General features: G+C 44.4%; 7 protein-coding genes and 3 pseudogenes. 4 read left to right on the top strand and 6 right to left on the bottom strand.

Annotated elements, in window-relative coordinates; translation table 11 throughout:
* Positions 1-5: 5 nt before the first annotated feature.
* The 6 genes and pseudogenes from DXA05_RS01235 to DXA05_RS01210 all read right to left on the bottom strand — a co-directional run bounded on the left by DXA05_RS01235 (position 6) and on the right by DXA05_RS01210 (position 13,612).
* Positions 6-1,705: pseudogene (locus DXA05_RS01235) on the bottom strand (RagB/SusD family nutrient uptake outer membrane protein).
* Positions 1,705-4,449 (bottom strand): SusC/RagA family TonB-linked outer membrane protein, encoded by a 2,745-nt coding sequence (locus tag DXA05_RS01230; RefSeq protein WP_008022044.1) that lies wholly within the window; start codon positions 4,447-4,449, stop codon positions 1,705-1,707. Before DXA05_RS01230 ends, DXA05_RS01235 begins: the two are co-directional and overlap by 1 nt.
* A gap of 195 nt (positions 4,450-4,644) precedes the next feature.
* A pseudogene (locus tag DXA05_RS01225) lies at positions 4,645-6,719 on the bottom strand (family 20 glycosylhydrolase).
* Positions 6,719-9,043, bottom strand: a complete 2,325-nt coding sequence (locus tag DXA05_RS01220; RefSeq protein ID WP_128858666.1) for a family 20 glycosylhydrolase — start codon at positions 9,041-9,043, stop codon at positions 6,719-6,721. The pseudogene DXA05_RS01225 and the gene DXA05_RS01220 overlap by 1 nt, the downstream one beginning before the upstream one ends.
* Positions 9,044-9,077: 34 nt before the next feature.
* Positions 9,078-11,690: a glycoside hydrolase family 2 protein gene (locus tag DXA05_RS01215; protein ID WP_128858709.1), complete on the bottom strand. Its 2,613-nt coding sequence runs from the start codon at positions 11,688-11,690 to the stop codon at positions 9,078-9,080.
* A gap of 290 nt (positions 11,691-11,980) precedes the next feature.
* Positions 11,981-13,612 carry a sialidase family protein gene (locus DXA05_RS01210; RefSeq protein WP_118219751.1) on the bottom strand — a complete coding sequence of 544 codons (1,632 nt, stop codon included), beginning with the start codon at positions 13,610-13,612 and terminating at the stop codon, positions 11,981-11,983.
* Positions 13,613-13,692: 80 nt separating this feature from the next.
* Between DXA05_RS01210 and DXA05_RS01205 the strand changes: the two are divergent.
* The 4 genes and pseudogenes from DXA05_RS01205 to DXA05_RS01195 all read left to right on the top strand — a co-directional run.
* A pseudogene (locus tag DXA05_RS01205) lies at positions 13,693-14,190 on the top strand (MFS transporter); the annotation flags it as partial.
* Between the two features lie 131 nt (positions 14,191-14,321).
* Positions 14,322-15,497, top strand: coding sequence for an AGE family epimerase/isomerase (locus DXA05_RS01200; RefSeq protein ID WP_128858708.1), 1,176 nt, complete (start codon positions 14,322-14,324; stop codon positions 15,495-15,497).
* Between the two features lie 31 nt (positions 15,498-15,528).
* Positions 15,529-16,059: a carboxypeptidase-like regulatory domain-containing protein gene (locus DXA05_RS26825; RefSeq protein WP_284515347.1), complete on the top strand. Its 531-nt coding sequence runs from the start codon at positions 15,529-15,531 to the stop codon at positions 16,057-16,059.
* 50 nt (positions 16,060-16,109) lie between these two features.
* Positions 16,110-18,650, top strand: a complete 2,541-nt coding sequence (locus tag DXA05_RS01195; protein ID WP_284515346.1) for a TonB-dependent receptor — start codon at positions 16,110-16,112, stop codon at positions 18,648-18,650.
* Positions 18,651-18,698: the final 48 nt, after the last annotated feature.

Raw genomic sequence — 18,698 nt, 5'->3', positions numbered from 1 at the left:
TGCTGTTAATACCCCGGATTCTGCTTCAACTTTGTATTCATCACCCGTATTTTCTCCGGTATAGGGAACACGGTAGTATATCCGTTTCCCTCATCCGGCAATTGTGGACGGCTACTGTAAGCTCTTGTAAACTTCCCGAAGCGAACCAAATCTTGACGTCTCCAACCTTCCCAAGCCAGTTCCAGTTGACGTTCGGCAAGGATATTCTCTAAAGTGGCAGGACGGGAGGAGGCATTGACGCGGCTACGGACTTCATTCAGTTCTTCATCTCCACTGGCTCCATTGCGCACTTTCGCTTCACTCTTCATCAACAGAGCATCCGCGTAGCGGAACAATACAATGTCATTCTCCATCAACTTACCGTCTTTCGTGGCAGTCGGGTCGACTTCGTACTTCTTCATACGGGCTCCTGCTGTTTGTTCATACGGGGTATCTGTAATATCCAGAGCTACTTTCCAAGGCAGATACTCCAATACGGTGCCATCATCCAGCTTGATGATGTTTCCTTTCAGGTCGCGCACCACTCCCGCAAAATAGCAAATATCAAAGCGGGGATCTTGTTCGGCTGTTTCATAACCGAAGGTTCGAGGGCTTCAATGGTTGCGCTGGGGCCGTTCTCACCGCTTAGGCCGTACGCCTTGGCATGATTGTAGTGGCGGGAACGGAATAGATATTGCATTTGATTGGTGTACAAGGTTTTATTCATCGGAACGGTAAAAATATTCTCTATCGATGATTCATTAAAAATGGAGAAATTGGTTTCGTATTTTGGTTCCAATTCGTTGTAGCCCAGCGTCTTTAGCTGGTCACAGTAGTAGATGACTGTTTCCCACGCATTGAGTTCGTTGCCGTTCACTGTAAACTTTATGTTTTTTCCGTCCGGACGTTGTCCGTCTGTCCAATCATTGTCCGTATAGACTTCGGAATTCAGAGCCAGTTTAGCCAATAGGAAAGTGACTACCGGACGGGTGATACGGCCATAATAAGGACCGGACTGGTTGCTGTGCGCATCGCTCAACAGAGGAGCCGCTTCCTGCAATTCCTTGAATACAAACTCAAAAACCGTTTTCCGTTCACTCTGGAGAACATCTTTCATTGCCACTGAAGAGGATTGAACCAACGGGATGCGTCCGAACAAATCCATCAGATAATAATAATACATGGCTCGCATGGCCTGCACTTCCGCCCGGTATGCCGGAAGTACAGCATCGGAATGGGTTTCGGCAAACTTGTCTATCCGTTCGAGCGATTTGTTGCTTAGCATGACGACTTTGTAAAGATATTCCCATGTAGCTTGGATAGCGTCATTCTCTACTCCCCAATCGTGCAGGTAAAGTCCTTGCCAAAAGCCGCCATCGTACCAGTCGCCTCCACGGGTGGGGATGATGGCTTCGTCGGAAGTGAAAGTGTTCAGGTCGTAGACTCCCCTACCCGTTCCCTGCAATCCCTGACTGTCGCTATAACCGCCTATGTAAGTATAAAGTGAAGCTACCGCATTGAGATATACTTCCGAGATCGTATTGTAGACATCCTCTTCCGGTAGTTTGTCTTTCGGATTTTCCTGTAAGAACTTATCACAGGAAAATAAGGTCAGACTCGTCACCAGAAAAAATAATAATATTCTTGAAGGGTAGATTATTTGCTTTGAGATCTGCAAAAACTGATTTCTATTTTTCATATATCGTTTCATCCTCTCCTCCTCCATTAAAAGTTAATACTCAATCCTAAGGTGTACGTCCGTGCCAACGGATACCCCCGTTTATCGTCCACGCCCAACGTCGAGTTCACCGTGGAACTGTTAATCATGGGCGAAAGTCCCGAATAACCGGAGATGGTTGCCAGATTGTTGACAGTAAATGCTAAGCGCAGGGAACGGACGTATTTCTTTAGTTTCTGCACCTTCTCAATCGGCACGTTCCAGCCCAGCGTCACATAGTCGAAGTTGACGTAATCTCCCTTTTCCAGCCAATAGTCGGTGGCAGTCTGATCCTTGATGTTCTGTTGCGGAGCTTTCTTCATTACATTGTAGTCGGGGAAGATATTCATGTTCATATAGGTCAGGGAAGTTCCGTTGTAGATTTTATGTCCGAAAGCTCCGTTGATTTGCAAAGACAGGTCGAAACGCTTGTAACGGAAACTGATGTTAGATCCCAGAATCGTTTTGGGTACGGCTTGTCCTGCCACGTAGCGGTCTTCACCATCTTCCAGACTGACGCCTCCGCCATTCAGGTCGGCAATGCCATAGGTATATCCACCGTTTCCGTCGGACTCCAGTCCGGTGCTGTGAGGGAGATAGAACACGCCCAACGGTTGCCCCACCATCTGATAAACGATGTGGTTGTAGCCGCCGTGGAAGCCGGCTCCATCAAGGCTGGCAAGACTTTTATATTCGGAAGCGGAAAGCATTTCGCCGTTATACATACCGCTCAATGAAAGCAGTTTGTTGCGCTGAAAGGTGATGTTGGCATTGATATTCAGTTCCATGTCCTTCGTTTTCAAAGGGGTGATACCGATGGCGATTTCCGTACCCCAGTTGCGCATGGAGCCGATATTGGCAAGCAAGGTGTTATAGGTGAAAGGGGGCACGCTTACGTTGTAAAGGTAAAGCATATCCGTGGTGCGGGAGTTGTAATAGTTGGCGGAAAGCAACAGGCGGTTGCCGAATAAAGCGATGTCGAAACCGGTATTAAAGGTATGTTTCACTTCCCATTTCAGATCGGGATTCGTATTCCGGAGATCTCCCAAAGATACAATGGCGGAGTTTCCGACGGGGACGACACCGTTCGGCTTGACAAGATTCAGTGTTGTGTATGAGTCAATCCCGCTTTGGTTACCTGCCAGACCGTAACCGATACGGAATTTCAGATTGTCTATCACGGGGAATTGCTTCATAAATTCTTCTTCACTAATCACCCATGCCGCGGATGCAGAGGGGAAAAAGCCCCATTTATGGTTGGCTCCGAATTTGGAGGAAGCATCTGTACGGGCGTTCAACGTCAGTACGTAGCGGTCGGCGTATGTATAATTGAAGCGTCCCATGAAAGATGCCAGGCGCGGTTGCTCGTAGTAGGAATTAGTGCCTTCCCACAAACGGAGCGCTCCTGCCTGAAGGTTATTATACCCGAACTTATCGGTACTGAAATTGCTGACTGTGGTATAATAGCCGGTATAAGTCTCTTTCTGAAGTTCGGCAAGTGCCAGTACGTCAAAGAAATGCTTTTTCCAGTTTTTCTTATAGGTCAGCATCATGTTTCCCAATAAAGATTCGCGCTTTTTGGTTCCTTTGTATGCCTGACCGTTCGCCCAGACGGAAGTGGGGAGGTATTGCGAATTTTCTACGATATTGTAAGTATAAGCTCCGAACAGGCTTAGTTTCAGTCCTTCCATCAGATTGAAAGTGAGACGGGCGTGCGTACTGATGTGCGAAGTGGCATCATCGTCCTGCACTTCCATCCATGCCAATGGATTGGTGATTTGGCTGGCGGTCGTTATTCCGTCCCACGAATTAGTGACGGGGTCTTTATGATTGGGATAGGTAGGATTGAACGTAGCTGCCGAATAGAACGTTTTCTGATAATCTACCAGGTTATGATTCTTCTGAATGGAGCCGAACATTCCCAACTCGCAGTTCAGGAAGCCGTCGAACATTTTCTGATTCATGTTCATATTTGAAGTGAAATTCTTCATGTCTTCATTCAGAATCACTCCCTGACGATCCATAAAACCGAGGGAAACACGATAACTGGACTCACTGGAACCGCCATAAAAGGCGATGTGATGATTCTGTTGCAGTCCTGTCTGCTCAATCTCTTTCTGGAAATCGGTATTGTTCCCTTTGTCCAGAATGGAAATGCCTCGTTCCGATGCTACGCGGCGGAATTCATCACCGGACAGCATTTTCAAATTCTTGTAGACGGTGGAAATCCCGAAGCTACCGTTGTAAGCTACCTGTGTCCTGCCACTCATCCCTTTTTTGGTGGTGACTTCTATCACACCGGATGCACCTCGCGAACCGTACTGTGCGGTTTCAGAAGCGTCTTTCAGGATGGTAAAACTCTCAATATCCGTAGGGTAAATGGAGGTAAGCATACTCAAGTCGCCAAATACTCCGTCGACGATAATCAAAGGGTCGTTGCCGCTGGTCAGTGAGGTAGTTCCCCGCAGGCGTACCGCATCCAGAGCCGCCGGTCCGTTGGAGCCCCGCTGGATGGTCAAACCCGGCACACGTCCACGGATTGCTTCCAAAGGGTTCGTTATCTGGTCTTTGTTCATCTGTGTCTCCGTGATTTTCTCTACGGAACCGGACAGGGTTTTCAAACTTCCGGTGGCATATCCTACGGTAATCAATGAGTCTATGGGCGCGACGGGAATCTTCTGTGCCAACGTGCCCTCGCACGGGATTACCAGAAGAAGAAGGCTGTAGAAAATGAGTCTAGCGTGTTGTACCATATTCTTAGTTTTTAAGGTAATAATACAAATATAACAAAAAAAGAGGGAATCTGGTTGAGTAGATTCCCTCTTTTATTTAAATGATATTGACAGGTTGAAATCAGCAAGTCCGGATGATACGGATTACACGGTTGCTTTAGGCCGGAATAATCCTAAAAAAACGCATCATACGTATTATCCTTATGCCTGCAATATTTATTTCACAATAATCTCATCCGTAAATATCCAGCCTCCGAATTCACTTCCGGCCTGTGCCTGATAGCGTACGTATCTTCCTTTGGCTTCGCCCTGCCATGAAATATCCGTAAAGCGGATGGGTGTTTCTTTGCTCACTTCAAAGTGTTGTTTGTGCAACTCGGTGAAATGGGTTCCGTCATCGGAAATGGAAATCACCACAGTCTCCGGCAGGAATACTTCCGCGCCTACCACCTGCATAAAGGCGGCAGTGACGGAATGGATAGAGGTTTCTTTTTCCATATCAATCGTCACATCAAGGCGGTTGTCCGAGATGAATCCTTGCCACGAGCCATCACCATAGGTCCAATCGCCGCGTATGCCGTCCGTCAGAGCGGTGTTTCCTTGTGCCGGATAATGGGAGCTGTAAGGTGAATTATAAATCACCTTTTTACCCAATGCCAGATGGCTGACCGGTTGAAGCGACTCGGGACGGCTGCCGATTTCTTTTTTCAAATCGAAAGGATGGTATCCTTTTGCCTGCAAATCGGCACTGCCGACAATGCACGGGTATGGAAATCCGGCCATGACTTACGTTCCGGAGCCGACCAAGCTGTTTCCGCCAATGCCAGGATTCGGGGGTAAATCATATACTCCACGTGTTCGGGAGTGGGAATATATTCCACCCATAGGTTGCCCTGCACACCGTAGACCAACTTCGCCTGTTCCGCAGTTAAAGAAGCGGGAACGGGATTGTAAGAATATACTTTCTTCAACGGCAGGTATCCACCGATGGCTTCCGGCTGCGAATATGGGGCATCCTGATAACTGTCCAGATAGCAGTAGGCACCCGGCGTCATGATGGCACGATGGCCGGAGGTTACGGCAGCGATACCACCCTCTTCTCCACGCCATGACATGACGGTTGCGTTGGGGGCAATGCCTCCTTGCAGAATCTCGTCCCACCCCAGCAGATGACGTCCATGATTGTTCAGGAACTTCTCAATGCGGTGTATCAGGTAGCTTTGCAGCTCGTCTACATTGGCAAGATGCTCGTCTTTCATTCTCTTCTGACATTTCGGGCAGGTCTTCCAAGCCGACTTTCCGGCCTCATCGCCACCGATATGAATGTATTCGGAAGGGAAAAGTTCCATGACTTCGGTCAGCACATTCTCCAGAAACGTGAAGGTTTCTTCATTGCCGACACAGAAATCGGAGTTCTTGTAAGGTTCGCCCGAACAGGATAACTGCGGGTAGGCTGCCAGCACTTCTTCCGAATGGGAGGGCATCTCAATCTCGGGAATCACCGTGATATAATGCTGACGGGCATATTCCAAGATTTCACGAATATCATCCTGGGTGTAATAACCGCCGTAAGCTCCGGGAGCATCGAAACGGACATATTTACGTCCGCCGTTCCACCATTGCTTCCAGGTGGGATCTGTACGCCAGGCCGCAAATTCGGTCAGCAAAGGGTATTTCTTGATTTCTAACCGCCAGCCTGCCGCATCGGTCAGATGCAGGTGCAGACGGTTGATCTTGTAATACGCCAGTGCGTCTATCTGTTTCTTTATAAACTCTTTGGTAGAAAAGTGGCGGGACACGTCCAGCATCAGTCCACGGTAAGCAAAACGGGGAGTATCTTCTATCTCGACAGAGGCTATGGAATAGCTGCCTGCCCCCGAAGGTTGTGCCAACTGCAACAGGGTTTGCATACCATAGAATAATCCGGCTCCCGAAGTGGCGCGTATCAGAATTTGTTGCGGAGTGACGGAAAGGGTATAGCTTTCCGGTGATGGCAACTGGTGGTTCTTGGGGGTTATCAATAAGAGAAGCATCTGTTTCCTGTCTTTCTTTCTCGCTTCCTTTAATTGAACGGGTAATGCCTTCAGGTATTTCTCCCAGAGCTTCGCTTCTCCACCTTGTAGGTTTGTATAAAGTCTTGTCTTTTCTGACAGTAAAAAAGAGCCCGTCCCCTTCTCCATTTTTAATGGGACAGGTATGACGGACTGTGCCAGAATGGGATGTGCATGAAAGCACATCCCCAGTATACATAAGAAAAGACAAACTTTAGTGTATTCTTTTCTTATATTCATTAATCAATTTTGATTTCGTCTACAAATAAAAATGCGTTTTTGCCTTTTCCACCATGCCATTCCGGAAGCGTTTTCTCCGGTGAAGCAATGACTCTCACGTATTGGGTAGTCACAGGAGCAAATGTAAGTTGATGGTCAACAACTCCGTCTTTGTCTGTTTCTTTCATTGCCGGATATTCTTCGGAAGCAATCTTTTTGAAGGTCTTTCCGTCATCTGAAACTTCTACGGACAGGTTTCTGGCGTCAAACACCCAGTCGCCCTTTGCAATATTGACAGAGATGGCCACACTCGAAATTTCAGTGGGTTGCTGAAGGTCGATCGTCATGTCCATGTCGTTTCCGTTGAAGGCGATCCAACGGCCTGACCGGTAACTGCTATTTCCTTTCAAACCATCGTTTAACGTGGAAGCTCCTTTGAAGAGGTATTGTTCATTGATAGGTTGATTGGCTACAATCGGCTTCATGCTGGATTTGCTGAAGTCAATCTTCTCTGTCAATGTCTGGCTCTCGCCGGTAGGACGAATGGCTTTGGCGGACAGAGTGGCATTTTCTTTAATTTTCAACACTCCTTCGTAAACGGGAGAAGCAGTAGTGGGTTCTGTGCCGTCCAAAGTGTAGTGAACAGGGGCATTGTCGATAGTAGACAAAGTAACGTCCATCGTTCCTTCTGCCGGATTCGGTTCAAACTCGGCTTGTACGCCGAACGCGTGTTTAGCGTAGTTGTATCCTTCGGCATCATACCACTTAATCAGTTGAGGGAGACGAGACAAGAAGTCGGCATAGTTTTTCTTTTCAGGGCTGGACCACTGAATTTCACACAATGCAGCCCAACGAGGCAATACCATGTACTGCGCGTGAGGGAAAGTAGCGATGTATTCTGTCCAGAGGTTGGCTTGCACACCCTTGATATATTTCTGTTCTTCCGGAGTCAGAGAAGCTGGCATCGGTTCGTAGCTGTACACTCTTTCCAACGGCAGGTAACCACCGATACCAAATGGTTCGTTATCTACGTCTTTAGCTTGGTAATAGTCGAAATACAGGTATGTGTTCGGTGTCATGATGACATCGTGTTTCTGTTTCGCTGCTTCGATACCGCCCTTTTCACCACGCCATGACATAACAGTAGCGTTCGGAGCAAGTCCGCCTTCGAGGATTTCGTCCCAACCGATGATCTGACGTCCGTGGTCGTTGAGGAATTTTTCGATATGATTGATAACAAAGCTCTGCAAACGTTCTTCTTTGCTATGTTTATCATCCGACTTCAAGCCCAGCGCCTTGATACGTGCCTGGCATTTCGGGCATTTTTCCCATCTTACTTTCGGACATTCGTCACCACCGACATGGATATATTCTGAAGGGAAGATTTCAATCAGTTCGCTATATACATCTTCGAGGAATTTCAAGACTTGATCGTTTCCGGCACAAAGCACATCTTCAGATACTCCCCATTGTCTCCATACTTCGTACGGGCCACCGGTACATCCCAATTCGGGATAAGCGGCAAGGGCAGCTTGCATGTGTCCCGGAAGATCGATTTCGGGAATAACTGTGATATAACGTTCGGCAGCATAAGCTACTATTTCTTTCGCCTGCTCCTGGGTATAGAAGCCACCGTAAGGTTTGCCGTCGTATTCACCGGAGTTACGTCCGATGACTGTTTCTGTTCTCTTGGAACCTATTTCTGTCAGCTTCGGATATTTCTTGATTTCCAGACGCCAACCTTGGTCTTCGGTAATATGCCAGTGAAAACGATTCATATTGTGTAAAGCCATCATATCAATATAAGTTTTCACTTCATCTACTGTAAAGAAATGACGGCTGGTATCGAAGTGTGCACCACGATAGCCAAAGCGGGGAGCGTCATTGATTTCTACAGCGGGCATGGAAATGTCTGCGCCGACAGCCACAGGCAATGATTTGCGCAGGGACTGGATACCATAGAATACGCCGGCCTCGGTAGGACTGGCAATCGTGATTCCGTCACCGGTTACTTTCAACTGATAGGATTCCGGATTTTCGTTTGCCGTGCCCAATGTCAGTACGATTGCATTCTTACCTTCCGTTCCGGCCTCGATAGCGAAATCTTTTCCGGTAGCGGTTTTCAGATAGTCGGCTAGAAATTGTGCGTTGCGCTGCATCTTCTCGTTTCCTTCCGGATAGAGGATTTTCACACCGCTCTTCAGAATGAAGGGATTTCCTTGAGCTGTTACAATTTCTTGTGGCATGGGGATGATCTGGTAGTTGGCTTCCTGTTGCGCCGATTGGCAAGAGGCAAAAAGTCCTGCTAGTGCCAGACATCCGGTTAACTTTAAGAGTTGTTTCATAAACTAAAAAATTAAGTGTTAAGTTATTAATAAATTAATTATAGGTTTCACGAATATGTTTGATTGTCAAATGGATCTCCTCTCCTTTCTTTATTTGGGGAGAAGTGATAACAACTGTCTTACGCTCTCCGGGAAGGAGGTCGAAAAAGTTGTCACTGAAACGGGCTCCCTGCAAAGTGATTTCAATAAAGACGTCTTTGGCAAGACAGGGAGAAAGCAGGGTCAATTCGCACACGCCGTCTTTCTGTTTTATCTTGCAGGAAACGGTTGTCTTGGGCAGAAGCAGGTCTTTCGTCTTTCTAAAGAAGTAGACTGTTTCGGCTACCGTATGCCCGGACTTGTCTTTCAAGGTCAGTTGCATGAAGCAATGGCGCAGGTCATCCGCAAGCGGGCGCTTTGCAGGAAAAAACAAAGTGGTAAGCGAAGTGCGATATACACATTGGGAAGTGTTGGCCGGAAGAGTCAAAGAAGGAAGGACAACCGTTCTTCCGGCTTTCTTTCCTGCAAAATTCGTCAGTCTCATTTCCAGCGTCAGTTTCTCCCGGGTGTCAAGATGATCGGAAAGCAGGTAAACACACAGGTTGTCACCTTCCAGCAAAGGGTTGATATGAACGGGGGCAAATGCACGCTTTGCCTGATAATGCAAGGCTTTCCAGTTACCGTAGTAATCAATACCCGACCATGACACTACCGGCCAACTGTCATTCAATTGCCAATATAATGTACCCATACAATAGGGACGGTTGCGGCGGTGCGCTTCCAGACCGTGACGTATGCCATGTCCCTGCAATACTAGTCCGACATAGACAAAGTCTTCAAATTTTTCGGGAATGATATAGTCACGTTCCATATAGGTGCGAATCAGGGCATTGCCGATGCTGCTTTTCTGATGGGCATTCATCACCTCCGATTCGATTTGATAATCTTCAGGAGCCGCAAAGGTGGCAATAGTCTTCATCTCCGGGAAGGACTGGAAACCGAATTCGCTCATGAAACGAGGAAGATCTGTATCTAGTGATTCGAAAGTTTTTTGTCCATACCATACTCCCCAGTTGTGGCTGTCTCCTATCCCCCATGATTCGGGGCGTCCCCAATTGGCTAAATACGGGGAGCTGTGTATATAAAAACGGTCGGCATCCAGCTCTTTTACCTTGGTAGGAAGGAGTTGGTGGAACAGTTTGTCATAGCCTTGGAACATTTCCTGATAGATTTCCGGCGTGAATTTCTTGTCGAATCCCCAATATTTCAAGGCTTCCAGTATTTCATTATTGCCACACCACATCGCCAGGGAAGCATGATTGCGAAGACGGCGAATGTTGTAGCAGGCTTCTGCTTCTACTCTTTTCAGGAAGGTTGGATCGGACGGATAGGGAGTGCAGGCAAACATAAAGTCCTGCCATATCAGTATTCCGTTTTCATCTGCCAGGTCATAGAAACGGTCGTCTTCGTAGGTTCCGCCTCCCCACACACGAATGACATTCATGTTGGCTTCTTTGATGTCCCTAAATAAGGTTTGGTAGCGTTCGGTAGTGACGTTAGTCAATAGGGCATTCTGGGGAATATAGTTGGCTCCTTTAGCAAACATCGGAACGCCGTTTACTTCAAAATAGAAGGATTCTCCGTCCTGATCTTTTTCATTGACGAGGCGAACGGTACGCAGTCCTATCCGGTGGGATTGTTGAGCTACGACTTTATCTTCTACGATTATTTGAGCAGAGAAATCATACAAGGCGGGCTTTCCCCAGCCATTCGGCATCCAACGTACCGGCGACAGCACTTCGGAAGGAATAGATATATGATTGATTCCGGGCTGTAGGGTGATTGCCTGGCTAATGCCTTTTTCTGTGTTTCCTTCGAAGGAGGTATTGATTCTCACCTCTGCTTGAAGTGCTTGAGGGAGGATATTATTTATTTCCAATTCGTTGGATAGTTTTGCCAGTTGGTCGGTCAGCGAGAGTTGCTTTACGTGGTAGTCGCTGATAGAGGCTGCGTCGTAATAACGGATGGTTACCGGACGCCAGATACCACTAGTCACCATGCGGATTCCCCAGTCCCAGCCATAACTGTAAGGGGCTTTACGGGAGAATACGCTTACATGTTTTTCGTGATGGTCGTTGTCTGCCGGATAGTTGAATCCGTTAGAGTTATATTGAGGCATTGTCTGCCGGATGGGTGAATGAAAATAGATGTGAAGAAGGTTTTCTCCGAGACGGAGTTGTGACTTGACGGGTATCGTATAGCCGACGAACATGTTATCGGCTTTCAACAACAGTGCTCCGTTGAGGTATACATCGGCGTATGTATCAAGACCTTCAAAGACTAATTGGGCGTCGTCCCGTTTCAGTTGCTCGGGGGTAACTGTAAAAGCAGTCCGGTACTCCCAGTCTTCATTTTCCACCCACTGAATCTTCTGTTCATTGATACCGTAAAAAGGATCGGGAATTTGTTTATGATAGATAAGATCCTGATGAACGGTGCCGGGAACCTGTGCCGGTCGCCATAGCTCCGTGCCTGCCTGGGAAAATTCCCAACCTGCATTTAAAACCACAACTTCGGAATTGTCATTGCTCTGCGCATATGCCATACTGCAACAGCATAGTAGTCCACATGCTATTTGAGTCTTTTTTCCGATTAAATTAATCATCATAGTGGGGGCATTAGATATTAACGGTTTCAAAGATATTACTTTTTCAGCAAATTTCACTGATAATTTAACAAAATATGTTGTTTTAGCGTGAGCTGTCCAGAAAGCCACAATTAAATCGCCTAAAATTTCAGCTTATAATTAGTTAAATAAAGAGTAGTATTCTGTCCTCAAATGTATGCTAAAATGGCGTTTTTTTTATTATAACGATATTCTTTTTCATTATAGCTAAATCTTTCTACCTATAAATCGTAAGCATAGATTTAAATCTTCGGACTTTCGGGACAGACTCTTTATTCCTTTATTATATCTGTCAATTTTATCGCTTGAAAGGTTATATGTGCGACGCTACTCTCATATAGTATACCAATTGTCTCTTTATCAATCATTGTCAGACAACTATACCCCCATCCTTCTGCCTCGTCGAGCATTAATTGATGTTCCGGCAACCAGGTAAGTCCTTTGTCCAGACTTGCTTTTATTGTTATATGATTACGTCCTTTGGTCGTATTCGGGTTCGAAAACAGCAGGATATCTTTATTTAATATGTTGTCTTTGGCATCTACATGAATCAGACTAGCCATGCATACCGGTTCCTGAAGTGCTTGGCGGGAAGATGGGTGTTCTGTCCATGTTTCTCCCAAATCTTTCGTTATGGCAATAGCCCGGCTTCCTCCTCTATTATCACGCATATTCAGCATCAATACTCCCGGTTCTATTTCCGCCACTTGCGCTTCCGTTGTATTGGTTCGTGCCATATTGTGCATTTTCCATGTTTTCCCCCGGTCTTTACTATACATGATTCCTGCATTCGGAACACGGGTAGAGTCTATAAATTGCGTTGGAAATACCAATGTGCCATCACTCATCGTTATTCCACGTCCGGGACCTTGAAGCAGGAAGTACCAGGAAGGATCTTTCACCTGCTCTGTTATATTGATAGGCTTCGACCAGGTTTTACCATCGTCTGTGCTTTTAGCCAATACTAACTGTGCCGTATGATTCAGATCCATTCCCGGATGGGAACTCCACCAGGCGCGTTGATTACCCATACCATGTGTCCATGCGGCAACCACCCAGACGGTATTCGTCTTAGTATCTACTAAAATAGAAGGGTCTCCTACCCCATTCTGTGCTTTAGGCAGACCACCATACTCGCCAAATGAAAGCGGAAGACGCATCTTCTCCCAATTCTTTCCTCCATCGATGCTACGGCTCAAACCCACGTCAACATATTCCTGTAAATCGACACTACTGTTGTATCGAACATCATACACGCCTAATAAGGTTCCTTTATTGGTAGTCACCAACCCGGGAATACGGAAAGAAGCAGAACCGTCATCACCGGCATGACGAACTCCAACTGCCATCCGGTGAACAATATTCTTTGGAGAAATAGATTTACAACATAGTTCTTTCCCATCTACTTTAACGGCACACAATTCAGAGAGTATCTTAGTCTGCAAAGAGGCATCTTTTTTCATCTGCAAACTAATCCAAAAATAGTTTACACCCGGAAATAAATTGTAATTACCTTTTAATACAACTTTTTCTGATGATCCCACCTCTGCACATTTGATCGAATAGGAAGGAATAGCCGCCAATGTCCCACCCGGACGGTGGCTGGATATGTACTCTACTGGAGCAAAGCGATTTTTGTCTTTGTCCTGCAACGCCTCTGTTCCTCCATAATAGAGTTTGATTGCCTGAATATCAGTCAGATTCGTACTTTTACTAAAATCTAAAATGATTTCATCGAGCTTCTTACTTTCTTTTGCATCCAAACGAAGATAGAACAGAACATTGTCTTGCCGCTCTATCAAAACCGGGATTTGTGTTTCATGGATAAATACTGTGTCTGAAGCTTTTACGTCAAAAGAATATCCTAAGAGGATAAGGAAAAGTAAATAATAAATTCTTCTCATAATGGGGGTATTAGTTAGTTTAACGCGATAAAGATAAAACTTTTCTACCATAATATTACTATGCAAACAGTAAACTTTGATTTTACCAAGTTCTGGTAGGACTAGTCAATACTTTGACCACGGTTCTGGCTCTTGTCATTATCGATAAGGTGGGCCGCAAGAAGCTGGTTTATTACGGAGTTTCGGGTATGGTTGTTTCTCTGATCCTTATCGGTCTGTACTTCCTCTTCGGAGATTCCCTGGGAGTATCCAGCCTCTTCCTGCTCATTTTCTTCCTGTTCTATGTATTCTGCTGTGCCGTATCCATCTGCGCCGTGGTGTTCGTACTTCTCTCGGAGATGTATCCCACCAAGGTTCGCGGACTGGCCATGTCGATAGCAGGATTCGCTCTGTGGATCGGAACGTACCTGATCGGACAGTTAACCCCCTGGATGCTCCAGAACCTTACCCCCGCCGGAACATTCTTCCTGTTTGCCGTTATGTGCGTACCGTATATGCTAATTGTCTGGAAACTCGTGCCGGAGACCACCGGGAAGTCGCTGGAGGAGATTGAAAGATACTGGACCCGTTCGGAATAAATATAAAACAGACCTTAATAACAATAAACTAACATTTTATAAATATGGATAGTAAGAATAACATTGGTCATTCAGCAGACATCTCTTTAACCGCTGAATTACCTATAACAATCTATAATGGAAATACGATTATGGATTTCAAGAAACTGGCAAGTCTGTACAAAGATGAGCTTCTGGACAACGTCCTTCCTTTCTGGCTTGAACATTCACAAGACCATGAGTATGGTGGTTACTTCACCTGTCTGGACCGTGAAGGAAAAGTATTCGATACGGATAAGTTTATTTGGCTGCAAAGTCGTGAGGTATGGATGTTCTCCATGCTTTACAATAAAGTGGAAAATCGCCAAGAATGGTTGGACTGCGCCATTCAGGGTGGCGAATTCCTAAAAAAATATGGACATGACGGCGATTATAACTGGTATTTTTCCCTTGACCGTTCGGGTAGACCATTGGTAGAACCGTACAATATCTTTTCATATACATTTGCCACCATGGCTTTCGGTCAGTTAAGCCTGGCCACTGGTAATCAGGAATATGCAGACATCGCCAGAAAAACCTTCGATATCATCCTGTCTAAAGTGAATAATCCGAAAGGCAAATGGAACAAACTTCATCCGGGAACTCGTAATCTGAAGAACTTTGCCCTGCCAATGATCCTCTGCAACCTGGCTTTGGAGATAGAGCATTTATTGGATGAGAACTATCTGCGGGAAACAATGGAAACTTGCATCCACGAAGTAATGGAAGTTTTTTACCGTCCTGAACTCGGAGGTATCATTGTTGAAAATGTAGATATAGACGGTAGTCTGGTTGACTGCTTTGAAGGTCGTCAGGTAACTCCGGGCCATGCCATTGAAGCGATGTGGTTTATCATGGATCTGGGCAAACGTCTGAACCGTCCGGAATTGATAGAGAAAGCCAAAGAGACCACCCTTACAATACTTAATTATGGCTGGGACAAGAAATACGGAGGTGTCTATTATTTCATGGACCGTAACGGTTGTCCACCTCAACAATTGGAATGGGATCAGAAACTTTGGTGGGTGCATATCGAAACGCTTATTTCCCTGCTGAAAGGTTATCAGTTAACGGGAGACAAACGGTGTCTGGAATGGTTTGAAAAAGTACATGACTACACTTGGGAGCATTTCAAAGATAAAGAATATCCCGAATGGTATGGATACCTGAACCGAAGAGGAGAAGTATTGCTCCCACTCAAAGGAGGAAAATGGAAAGGATGTTTCCATGTGCCAAGAGGGCTGTTTCAGTGCTGGAAAACATTAGAAGACTTGATGAATTATAAATAACTATCTTGTTTTATTAACATTAATATTTAATATGGAGAAACAAATCACATGGAGTATAAGGTTTATAGCCTTATTCATCTGTTCGCTTTCTTTTTTAAACGCTCATGCTCAAAAAAACACGAACGTGAAAGGGACAGTGTATGACTCAAACAATGAACCGCTTGTCGGTGCTACTGTTAGTGTAAAAGGGAATTTGTCCAATGGTACTATTACCAATATTGACGGGCAGTTTAACTTAAATGTACAAGACTTAAAATCAACTTTAGTCGTTTCATTTGTTGGATATCAGACTCAAGAAGTTGCTTTACAGGGTCGTTCAGAAATTACTATCAGATTACAAGAAGATGCAAAAGCATTGGATGAAGTTGTGGTAGTTGGGTATGGAACTCAAAAAAAGAAGTTCTTAATAGGTTCTGTTTCTCAAGTAGGCTCTAAAGAGTTGATGATGGCTCCTCAAGCCAACCTATCCAATATGATGACAGGTAAATTACCGGGAGTAACAAGTGTTCAACGTTCCGGTCTTCCCGGAAACGATCAAACATCTATCAACATTCGCGGTTAGGTACTTTTTTAGATTCAAGTCCCCTCATATTAGTGGATGGTGTTGAACGTATGTTGAATACAGTAAATCCGAATGATGTAGAAAACATATCTATTCTAAAAGATGCCGCCACAGCATCTGTTTATGGTTTGGCAGCGGCAAATGGAGTAATCTTGGTAACAACCAAGAAAGGTACTGAAGGTAAAGTTACGCTTTCATATGACGGTTCTGTAACTTTCCAAAAAAACACAGCTATGCCTGAAATGTTAAATGGTCCTGACTATATCTATTGGTATAATAAAGCTAGTGAACTTGATGGTAATGGTCCGTATTACGGAGCTGATATTCAGACGAAAGTAGCTAATAACTATGATCCGGAAGGTAAATATGGAAGTACAAAATGGACGAAAGAAGTTTTTAAGAATTATGGCTTCACACATCAACATAATATTTCGGCTTCTGGTGGTAACAAAAACATCCGCTTCTTTACTAGTATAGGTATGTTGGATCAATCTGGTATCATCGAAAATGTGAATTATGATCGTTACAATGTTCGTTCTAATGTAGAAGGTAATATCACCAAGGATTTAACGTTCGAACTTAATATCTCCGGCTTCTATGAAGAAAAGAATTGGCCTGGAATTAGTACAAGTGCACAAGCTGAACAAAATCCAATCCAGCAGGCTGTTTATGCAGCTCCTATTATCCCTATTTATTATCAAGGAGAATACACTGCTTGGATTGGTCCTGGTAGTTCCACCACACAAAGTCCCCTTGCTACATTGAGAAATAGTGGATTCCAGAAAAATCAAAGACATGAGTTTGATGGTACAATGAAAGTTAGTTATGCTTTCCCATGGGTGAAAGGGCTGAAAGCTTCTTTGGGCTTAGTTTACGATACTAGCTATACAGAAGATAATGGTTTTTTAGTAGGATATAACGTCAATGCATACAGTGCAGATTCAAAATCATATAATTTAATGCGTGCATCTTCTACAAGTGAGAAAGGTAATTATACAAAATCGGCCTCTTCTTTCAGAAGATTTATGGTCCGCCCAACTGTTGAATATGCAAATACTTTTGGCAAGCATGCAGTTTCTGCTTTATTCTTATATGAACAGACACAACTGAAAGGTTCTACAATGACAGGAAAGATGGGCGGTTATAACTTCAATGATCCGGTTGACCTTTCATTAGGTACTGAATTTATATCCAATCCTACAGGTAGCCACAGCGATAAAGCTACCATTGGTTATGTAGGACGTTTCAATTATATTTTTGATAAAAGATACCTTGCAGAATTTGCTTTCCGTGTAGATGGATCCTATAAATTCGCTAAAGATAAAAGATGGGGCTTCTTCCCTTCTGTATCTCTTGGATGGGTAATCTCTGAAGAAAACTTTATAAAAAATAACATCTCTTCTATCAACTTACTAAAGCTTCGCGTTTCTGTTGGTGAATTAGGTAGTGATAATACAGATGCTTTTTTGCATAGAAGTATTTTTAAGGTAGAGAAGAATGCGTATATATTCGGAGGAGTTCCTTATGCGGGATTAGGTGCATCCAACTCTATTACTTCCAGCTTAACCTGGTCTACCACCCGCAGTTACAATATTGGTGCTGACCTGACAATGTGGAATGGATTACTAGGAGTAGAATTCGATTTATTTTATAAGTTAACAAAAGACATACAAGAAAGCCGGAGCGGTGGTTTCCCTCCTTCACTAGGTGGAAATTATGCTCAAAAAGGAAATACTGGCAAGATCGATAATCGCGGTTTTGAGTTGGTGTTGAAGCATCAGAACCATATTAATGACTTCTATTATAACATAACCGGTAGTGTGGCATGGGCTAGAAATAAAGTTTTATCGCGAATAGAGAGTGAAAGTACTCCTTGGTACCGGACTAACATAGGTGAACCTTTAGGACAAATTTATGGCTATAAAGCTATAGGATTATATCAAACACAAGAGCAATTGGATAACCGTCCTTTCGTTGGCAATGGAGTTCAACGTTTTGGTGATATCATGTATGAAGATATTAATGGAGATGGTAAAATTACACAGGATGGAGACAGAGTTAAAATAGGTCACAGTACTTTACCAGAGCTAAACTACTCTCTGTCTATGGATTTCAATTGGAAAGGCTTTAACTTGAGTGCGTTATGGCAAGGAGCCGCTATTGTAAGTTATACACTGAATGGTACTTATAGCCATGGTTCAATGGATAATACAGTTTATACACGACCATTCTACTCTGGAGGTAATGCTCCTTATTATCTGGTAGAAGATTCATGGACACCGGAGAATGTTAATGCCCGTTATCCCAGATTAAGTGCCATTCATAATGGAAACAATGCATATACCTCTTCCTGGTGGTTGGTAAATGGTAATTTCCTACGTTTGAAGAACTTGCAGTTTGGTTACACCATTCCTAAAAAAATACTTGCTAAAGCCAATATCGGATTATCCAACGTTCGTGTATACGTAGCAGGTACTAATCTGTTTACTTTTACGGAGTTCAAATATTGCGATCCTGAAATGGCTATTATAAATAATGGTTATTACCCCCAACAAAAGAATTATAGTGTTGGACTAAATATCACATTCTAATTAAATCAATAATTATGAAAATAAAAAGATTATATCTATTAGGGATAG

Origin of the sequence: Bacteroides sp. AM54-2NS, assembly GCF_003602935.1 — a bacterium.
Taxonomy (GTDB): domain Bacteria; phylum Bacteroidota; class Bacteroidia; order Bacteroidales; family Bacteroidaceae; genus Bacteroides; species Bacteroides xylanisolvens.
This window is presented reverse-complemented; position numbering and strand designations above follow the sequence as displayed.